Source organism: Okeania sp. SIO2B9 (genome assembly GCF_010672505.1).
Taxonomy (GTDB): domain Bacteria; phylum Cyanobacteriota; class Cyanobacteriia; order Cyanobacteriales; family Microcoleaceae; genus Okeania; species Okeania hirsuta.
The window spans coordinates 1-8,771 of the sequence record NZ_JAAHGK010000143.1 but is presented as its reverse complement, the minus strand read 5'-3'; the positions used below and the strand labels follow the sequence as shown (position 1 = coordinate 8,771).

6 protein-coding genes and 1 pseudogene are annotated in these 8,771 nt (G+C 38.8%); 2 read left to right on the top strand and 5 right to left on the bottom strand.

Annotated features, from left to right (window positions below; translation table 11 throughout):
* Positions 1-217: 217 nt before the first annotated feature.
* Complete coding sequence (locus F6K13_RS07570) at positions 218-394, bottom strand: hypothetical protein (protein WP_161564465.1); 177 nt, start codon at positions 392-394, stop codon at positions 218-220.
* A gap of 1,397 nt (positions 395-1,791) precedes the next feature.
* Between F6K13_RS07570 and F6K13_RS07565 the strand changes: the two genes are divergently transcribed.
* Positions 1,792-6,888, top strand: coding sequence for a glycerophosphodiester phosphodiesterase family protein (locus F6K13_RS07565; RefSeq protein WP_282433671.1), 5,097 nt, complete (start codon positions 1,792-1,794; stop codon positions 6,886-6,888).
* Between the two features lie 223 nt (positions 6,889-7,111).
* Here the strand turns inward: F6K13_RS07565 and F6K13_RS07560 are convergent, their stop codons facing one another.
* The 4 genes and pseudogenes from F6K13_RS07560 to F6K13_RS07545 form a co-directional block, all read right to left on the bottom strand.
* Positions 7,112-7,240 (bottom strand): hypothetical protein, encoded by a 129-nt coding sequence (locus F6K13_RS07560; protein ID WP_275670340.1) that lies wholly within the window; start codon positions 7,238-7,240, stop codon positions 7,112-7,114.
* 46 nt (positions 7,241-7,286) lie between these two features.
* Positions 7,287-7,433, bottom strand: a pseudogene (locus F6K13_RS07555) (zinc ribbon domain-containing protein); the annotation flags it as partial.
* A 12-nt stretch (positions 7,434-7,445) separates the two neighbouring features.
* A complete protein-coding gene (locus F6K13_RS07550) occupies positions 7,446-7,703 on the bottom strand; it encodes a transposase (protein WP_133433961.1) in 258 nt (85 codons plus the stop codon).
* Positions 7,654-8,172, bottom strand: coding sequence for a tetratricopeptide repeat protein (locus F6K13_RS07545; RefSeq protein WP_124144534.1), 519 nt, complete (start codon positions 8,170-8,172; stop codon positions 7,654-7,656). The genes F6K13_RS07550 and F6K13_RS07545 overlap by 50 nt, the downstream gene beginning before the upstream one ends.
* 465 nt (positions 8,173-8,637) lie before the next feature.
* Here F6K13_RS07545 and F6K13_RS07540 point away from each other — a divergent pair.
* Positions 8,638-8,771, top strand: a 134-nt coding sequence (locus F6K13_RS07540) for an NblA-related protein (RefSeq protein WP_287287139.1), incomplete at its 3' end; no start/stop codon positions are given.

Sequence of the window (8,771 nt, the reverse complement as noted above, 5' to 3'; positions counted from 1 at the left end):
AGCTCCTTTATCAGAGACTAGAAGTACCTGGTAGTGCATCAAGAGAGGAATCAGGGAAACGGAAGTCAGAAGTCAGAAGTTAGAAGTTAGAAGTCAGAAGTTAGATTTGAGATGACTAAAAACTTTGACAATACAATAGTTTCAGGCAATTATTTAACATTTAAAGTTTGAAACTATTTGTGAAATTCTTAAAGTTAATTGGTATAACCATAGTGGTTTAGGAATTTTTTTTGAGTAAGCATTTTTTTGGCGCTGCGCTTTTAGAAAAAGAGGATTTATAATAGTTTAATTTTATTCTAGCAATAAAGATTTCCATATTTTTATCTTTTTCTTTTTGGTTTAATACTCTGCCATCTATACGGTTTTTAAAATTGCTTGTGATTTGAGTCCTCATCCACTTTTTCCTTCTTCAAAGCAAAATGTATTTACTAATAATTTCAAATATTTGATTCAAAATTGTGACTTTTAATACTTATTAATTGATGGCAATAAGTTAAAATTTAAAATTGTATTTTGCCCTTATTCTCAGTAGAAAGCGAAGTGCTAAAAGTTAAGCATTCAGCCGTCAGCTATCAGCTATTAATGTTGGGAAAGGTAAAAGCAATTGAGAAATTGAGAAAGAATAAAAAGTTACTGCCAAAGTCTCCTTCCCCAACCTTACAAGTAATTATTCATTATTAATTGCTGTTTGTGTAACCTTCCAAAGAAATAGCTTACTACTAATGGCTGAATGCTTACGCTACAAGTTAAGTTATCTCTATGTTTTTCCACAGAGAAAAAATTAGACTGATAGCTGAGGTGCAAATTTCTATAGTCAGACATTACAACATTTCCTGCCATGGCAGTAGGTTGATATAAATTCACCTAAAATACTAATTTTTCTTGATTTACAAAAAAACAATATTTATCAAGTTAGTCATTTTTCAGTTCACCAAAATTATTTAGTATTTCCATGAAATTTAGCAAAAAAATTTTGATGTTAAGCGACTAACTTAATTTTTATAACTAAGTTAAGTAGTAGTGCCAAAAAATTTGTATATAATTTCCTCTCTAAACGTTACATACAGAGAAGTTCATACACAATTAATTTTGCTGAAATACCTATACTAAACTTTTTCAGGACTTACCTATAACCATCACTTATGGTAGGAGCTAACGGCCGTTATACCAATTTAAAAAAAGAATCCTATACTTAAGTGACACTTCAATTATTAAGTGATTAACAATAACTGGCTAATAATTTTCTTGATAATTAGCACGCCAGTTATTGTTAATTATTCTTATGTTTAATTCTCCCCCACTCCCCCACTCCCCCACTCCCCTACTCCCCCGCTTCAGAAAATGTAGCAAATATTTATCAAATTGGTATTAACCCACTACAAATGATGTATAACTTCGTCTTTTGTGTACGTCCTGTTTTCTTTTTGTAGCCTAAAAAATATAGATAAAATACTTCTTTTCTGTAAAAAAACTATTTTTTTATTTATTTAACCGAAAATAAATCTTTTCTTAACCTCCTGGAAATATTTATTTAATGTTCACCCAATAAGATGTCATGGGAATTAGTAAAAATTTCCAATTTATTTATAGAGCAAAGTTGAAAGAGTCAAATAGACATTTCAGCTTGTTCAGACATTTTGATTTAGATTGATTCCTAAAAATCAACTACGAGGCATATTTCTTGACTTTATTTTCATGCCTTAGATAAAATCTTTCTATTTTTTATCAAATTTCCAAATAGAAAATCAATCTAAAACATCAATGTAAATTTTCAGGTGAGAGGAGTATCAAATGGCAGAATTAAAAGGCTTTGCTGTATTACCAGCAGACACATTTGCAGCAGGTCCCCCATCAGGGAACTTCATTAATACAGATAATCGAGAAACACCATTCGATAGTCAACCAGTACAAGGATTTAGTGGCGTTCAATTTGCTCCTGGTAGCGAAGATGGCAGTACTTATTGGTTTCTCTCTGATAACGGTTTCGGTTCTCAAGGAAATAGTGCAGATTATTTGCTCAGACTATATCAAGTTGACCCCGACTTTGCTGGAGCAGAAGATGGTGATACTAGCGTTGAAATTCAAGATTTTATTCAACTAGCAGATCCTAATAATCTTATACCATTTGATATTGTCAATGAAGATACAAGCGATCGCCTCTTAACTGGAGCAGACTTTGATATTGAATCTTTTGTTATAGATAATGATGGAGATATTTGGATCGGAGACGAATTTGGGCCTTACATTTTACACTTCGATAGTACGGGAACTTTACTAGAAGCTCCTATTGCCACACCAAACCCGATCGAACTCAACACTCTTAACGGCCAAGATCCTCTAGTTATTGCCCACAGAGGTGCAAGTGGAGACTTACCCGAACATACTTTAGCAGCTTATGAAGCGGCGATCGCCGCAGGTGCAGACTTCATCGAACCCGACCTCGTAACTACTTCTGACGGTGTACTTATCGCTCGTCACGAACCACTGCTAGATGATACCACTAACGTTTCTGAAGTATTCGGTTCAGAACGCCAAAGCACCAAAATTCTTGACGGTGAAGAAACAACTGGTTATTTTGCTGAAGACTTTACTCTTGCAGAAATCAAACAACTACGCGCCGTTCAATCTCGTGACTACCGCGACCTTAACTTTGATGGGTTATTTGAGATTCCGACATTAGAAGAAGTCATCGAACTCGTTCAAAGAGTAGAAGCAGAAACAGGTGTTCAAGTTGGTATCTATCCAGAAACCAAACACCCTACATTCTTTGACGAACAGAATTTATCTTTAGAAGAACCCTTAATTCAAACCCTGCAAGATACAGATTTTACCGACCCTGATCGTATTTTCATCCAGTCCTTTGAATTTGCTAACTTAATTGACTTACAAGGACAATTAGATGATGCAGAACTCGGAGATATTCCTTTAGTTCAACTATATGGAAATACTACTGAAGGAGCTAATCCTGAAGCTGGGTTCTCCTTCCCCTTCGATATCCGTTTTAATGTCGCTGAAGGTAACAACTTAGTAGATATTTACGGTGAAGAATTCATAGATGCAGTAGAAGTTCCTCTCTCTGAAAATACAGTTTATGCAGACCTCGACAGTGTAGAATTTCTAGAAGTTATTGGCAACCTTTATGCAGAAGGTGCAGGACCTTGGAAGAATAACATTCTGTTGCGGGAATCTCTGGATACTCCAGTCGATGCAGACGGAGACGGAGAAGCAGAAATCAGGTCTCAGTTAACAGGAGAAATTACTTCCTTTATTGAGGATGCACACGATGCAGGTTTACAGGTTCACCCCTATACTTTGCGGGATGAAGAACGTTTTCTAACTCTGACCGAAGACGGTAGACCTCAAACTCCCGAAGCAGAATTCGAGCAACTAATAGATATTGGTGCAGATGGTTTCTTTACCGACTTCGCACGCACAGGAGTTCCCGTTCGGGATGCTATTGTTGCCGACGAAGTACGAGCGCCCCAAAATCCTAACCTCAATGATTTTAATACTCTCGACGGCAGCGCACCAATAGTTATCGGACACCGGGGTGCAAGTGGTGACTTCCCAGAGCATACCTTAGAAGCATATCGTTTAGCTATTGTTCAAGGTGCGGACTTTGTTGAACCAGACCTCGTAATTACTTCCGATGGTGTCCTCATTGCTCGTCACGAACCACTGCTAGACGATACCACCAACGTTGCTGAAGTATTCGGTCCAGAACGCCAAAGCACGAAAATTCTTGACGGTGAAGAAAAAACTGGTTACTTTGCTGAAGATTTCACCCTAGCAGAAATCAAACAACTGCGTGCCGTTCAATCTCGTGACTTCCGCGACCAATCTTTCAACGGTGAGTTTGAAATTCCCACCTTCCAAGAAGTTATCGAGTTGGTACAAGAAATGGAAGGTTTTGGGTTTGAAGTTGGTATCTATCCAGAAACCAAACACCCGACATTCTTCGATGAACAGGGTTTATCCTTAGAAGAACCTCTAATTCAAACTCTGCAAGATACAGGTTTCACCAACCCCAACCGTATTTTCATTCAGTCCTTTGAAGTTAAAAACCTACTTGAACTGCGCAACGAAATATTACCTGCTCAAGGTCTCGAAAACCTAAAGCTAGTGCAGTTGTTCGGTGACATTGAAGATGCCTTCATCAACGAAGGTGGCGGTGGGTTCTCAGTACCTTTCGACTTCGTTGCTAATGCCGAGGAGTTTGAACCCAGTGATATTGATGCTATCGCAGATCAGGTCAACTATGCCACCTTCACTGGTAGTGCTTTTAGCGTAACCCTTTTAGCTGAGAAAAATCCCGGACCTGGAGCTCCCCAAGAGATACTCGATCAGTTTGGCAACCTCCAAGATACTAACCAATTTATTCTACAGGATGCCACCAATCCCGATAACACTGTCGTTCTATTTGCTGGTCCAGACAGCGCACCTAAGTCCATCGAAGTTACTATTAGCGAGGCAGGTGTAGTTGCTATTAATGGTGATGAAGTTGCCAATAACTTTAGTCAGCAAGTTCACTTTGGCCTAATAAACAGCTTGCCCATTGGCGATCCTACCGGATTAGGAGCCGAAAGTTACACCTTTTCAACTAACAATGCTTTGAATCCAGAGAGCAATCCTCAGTTTGCTATTTATTCCGAAGTTGAAAACGAATTCATCATTGCCGCCGAGGAGTTGCCCTTTGCTAATTCCAATCAAGACTTTGACGACATGATAGTTAAAGTTACTGGGATTGAACCTATAGGAGCAACTCAGGCTGATATTTCCTTTAATCCTGAAAGGCTACAACCTCTCCTAGAAACTGCTAATACTCGTGCTATCTACGGCAACCTAGCTGACCTAATTGACTTCTCTAGTGTTCCCACCTACGCCGACCTAGCAAACGCGGAAGTCATTGAACTTATTGGCACTTACGCTGAAGGTTTAGGACCTTGGAAAAACAGTTTCTTGCTCCGGGATGATATAGATACACCCGTTGATGGTGACGGTGACGGTAATGCGGAAATTACCACTCAATTAACTGGGGAGGTATTACCACTAATAGATTGGGCACATGATGCAGGTTTGCAGGTTCACCCCTACACTTTGCGTGATGAAGAGCGTTTCCTTACTCTCAACCCTGATGGTACACCTCAAACTCCTGGAGAAGAATTTGAACAACTCATCGAAATTGGTGCAGATGGTTTCTTTACTGACTTCCCTGCTACTGGCAGCATAGTTGTAGAGCAATTTATTGATGAACCAAATATACGGACTTCCCGTGGTTATGAAGGTCTAGCATTCAGCCCCGATCGCGAAACTTTCTATCCTTTATTAGAGGGTGCAGTTGTTGGCGATCCAGATAATGCCCTCCGGATATATGAATTCGATCCTGAGTCTAGCTCTTTCACCGATCTAATTGGTTTCTATCCTACCGATGTACCAGGTCATGCCATTGGTGATTTTACTCCCATCAATAACGACGAATTTTTAGTCATTGAAAGGGATGGTCGTCAAGGAGATGCAGCTGAATTCAAGAAAATCTTTAAGATTGACATTTCTGTAGTTGATGATGAAGGTTTTGTTGAGAAAGAGGAAGTTGTAGACTTACTAAATATTGACGACCCCAACGACCTCAACGGAGATGGCGACACTACTTTTGACTTCCCCTTTGTTACCATTGAGGATGTGTTAGTTCTTGATAAAGACACTATTCTGGTTGCCAACGACAACAACTATCCTTTCTCCATTGGTCGGGGACCGGATATTGATAATAACGAGATTATTCAGATAGACCTAGACGAACCTCTAAACTTAGCACCAGGAATAGGAGTTGCTATTCCTACAGTCAGTATTGACGTTGAACCTGAGACTGTTGATGAAAATGGAGCAGAATATTCTTTAACTTTCAACTTAAATGTACCTGCTCCAGAAGGTGGTTTACGAGTAGTTTGGTCAGAAACGGATACTGATAATGCTTTTGGCGATATAGAATTTCCTCCTGAGCTAACCAATGCTTCTAACCTAGAAGAACTTGAAGCAGTAGGTGATGAACTCGCACGTTCTGCTATTACTATTGATGCAGGGGCAACTACAGCAACCGTTACCTGGACAACTATTTTTGATGGTGAAGATGAAGATGATGAAACTACAACCATTGAGTTGCAACCAGAAGATGGTTATGTAGTTGATACAGAGAATCAAGTAGGTCAAATCGTTATTCAAGATACAGATCCTAATGAAGGTCAGTCAATTACAGGTACTTCCGAGGGAGACGTTCGCCGTGGTGGTAATGGAGATGATACTATTATCGGTTTGAATGGCGCGGATACCTTAGTAGGTAGTTTTGGTGACGACGAAATTATTGGTAGTCGTGGCAGTGACTCCCTGTATGGTCAGGATGGTAACGATGTACTTCAAGGTCGTCAAGACAACGATCACCTATTTGGTGGTGATGGTAATGATGTGTTGAATGGTGGTCAAGGTCGCGATCGAATCAATGGTGGTGCTGGCGACGATACTTTAACTGGTGGTGCAAGTATTGACCTCTTTATCTTCAATAGTAATCAAGAATTTGACTCCGATGATTTTGGTGTTGATACCATCAATAATTTCCAACCAGACCTCAGACCAGATGAAGATGGAAACCAAGGCGATCGAATTCTTCTTGATAAGTCAACCTTTACTGCTCTTGACAGTTCTGCGGGAATTGGTTTCAGTGTTGATAGTGATTTTGAAATTGTTAACAATAATGCTGCTGTCAGTAGCTCTGATGCTTTCATTGTTTACAGTGAAGCATCTGGCGGTCTGTTCTACAATACAAGTGATGATTCTACTCAGTTTGCTATCCTTGATGGTGCGCCCACTATTACTGAGGATAATTTCCAAATTAGGTAAGAAGGTAACATCTTTCAAGTAGTAGAGACAAATCTTTACCTTTATTAGGGAGGTTCCATGGAACTTCCCTATATTTATTTTTGAGACAGGTGAGTTTCTTTTTCTAATAACTGAAATACTCTAGCGATTGCCTCTTGAAATGTATTATATCTGCCAGTCTTCAATAATCTTTCTAAAAATTTTTCGGTAGTCCTGCATGGGTTTTGGTGAAGATATATATTTTTTAATTTCTCCCATACTCCCCTCCACGGTCGGGGTTAGGGGTGGGTCCCCATCTCCCCACACTCTCTCTACCATTACTATGCACCACCACCAATTTTTCTTGTTCGGGGGTTAAGGTAATTTGTCTCATAACTCAGTTTTCTCCTGGACGAGCAATAACAATTTTCAACATATATCTATTCCTCATTTATAAATAAATCATAGAATAAGGGCATATCTTTAACATTACCCCACCTACTGCAAATCTTTGACGATGGAAAAAATCTATCAACTACCACTAGCTCACAACCGTACCACTGAGTTTTATATTCAAGCTGTCGCCTAAACTCATAAAATCACTGGCCTGCACCCACCCCTCTAGCTCCCCTCCTGGGAGGGGATGGGGGTGGGTTACGGTTGGCTAACATACCGCTGAGGTTAAAATCTTCTATAACAACAACCCTGTGGTTTTTAGCTAAATATGTTGTTAATTTATGAAGTGCATGTTTGCGGATGTTAGCTACTCGTCTATGTAATGCCGCTATCTTGAGTTGTGCTTTTCTCTTAAGATTCTGCTTGAATTCTTTGTATTGCTTTCTCGATTTTTTCTGCATCTTCTCCTTTACCTTGTTCTTTTAATAAGTCTCTGGCTTTAGTGAGAGATACTAATGCTTCAGGTCGTTTATTTTCCAAATACAATGCTACCCCTAGTTGATAATGAAGCACTGCTAAGTCTGGTTTGAGGCGAACAGCATTTTCAAATTGGGAAATTGCTTCTGACAAATTATTTTGATTGGCTAGAAGACTGCCCAGATTAGCATAAGCTTCTGCAAATTCTGAATCTAATTCAATAGCTTTGCGGAATGCTGCTTCTGCTGATGTCAGGTCTCCTTCCTTGTAGAGTTTCACCCCACGATCGAATTCTTCTTTGGCTTCTACTTCAAGGGCAATAATTGTTGTGTTCGCTAATTGGGTTTGTTTTGCTCTTGGTTTGAGAGTCGAAGCATCAGCTGAAGTAGTGCTGACGAAGCTGAGTATTATAGCTATGGCCAATAAGTTGTACTTAGATTTTTTATAAAACATTTTTAATAATGCTAGTCGTAATAGTTACTTGTTTCAGCATACTACTTATTTTTAGATTTGATCCCCTCTTTGTGAAATAAACCTTAAGAGAACTCCACTTGTTTAAATTTCTGCTTAAGACTTTTGAGAAATTGTCTACTCATCAGAAATTTGTTCAAAATGAGCATCTTTACTCTTGACTGTTATCTAGGATTTCTTTAAGGCAGAAGAAAATTCTCAATATTTGCTCTTTTTATATCTGTGATACGAGAAAAATGATGGCAGTTTTGTCAAATATTTGTTATATTTTGTAACATGATGTGATATTCATATTTATTCTCGCAGTTGTAGAAAATGTATGGCGATCGCTGAATCTAACAAGGTATATTTGGAGCAATCCAGATAAATTTTTTGTATCTAAATTTACTGATTTTACTCTGAAGTAGGCTCAGTGAATAGTTGTTACTATGAATATGGAGTAAAACTATGGACCAACCGATGGAAATGCCACTGGAAAAGCAATTTAGTGTTCGGTCTTTTGAGACTCAGGTACGCCAGATGAGTTTACAACAAGCTCAAGATTGCTTGGTTCAATTATATGAACAGATGTTGATGAGGGA

What these genes read in the sequence shown, in the direction of transcription:
- F6K13_RS07570 (WP_161564465.1), bottom strand. Translation starts at nt 394, where the DNA reads ATGAGGACTCAAATCACAAGCAATTTTAAAAACCGTATAGATGGCAGA.
- F6K13_RS07565 (WP_282433671.1), top strand. Translation starts at nt 1,792, where the DNA reads ATGGCAGAATTAAAAGGCTTTGCTGTATTACCAGCAGACACATTTGCA.
- F6K13_RS07560 (WP_275670340.1), bottom strand. Translation starts at nt 7,240, where the DNA reads ATGAGACAAATTACCTTAACCCCCGAACAAGAAAAATTGGTGGTGGTG.
- F6K13_RS07550 (WP_133433961.1), bottom strand. Translation starts at nt 7,703, where the DNA reads ATGCAGAAAAAATCGAGAAAGCAATACAAAGAATTCAAGCAGAATCTT.
- F6K13_RS07545 (WP_124144534.1), bottom strand. Translation starts at nt 8,172, where the DNA reads ATGTTTTATAAAAAATCTAAGTACAACTTATTGGCCATAGCTATAATA.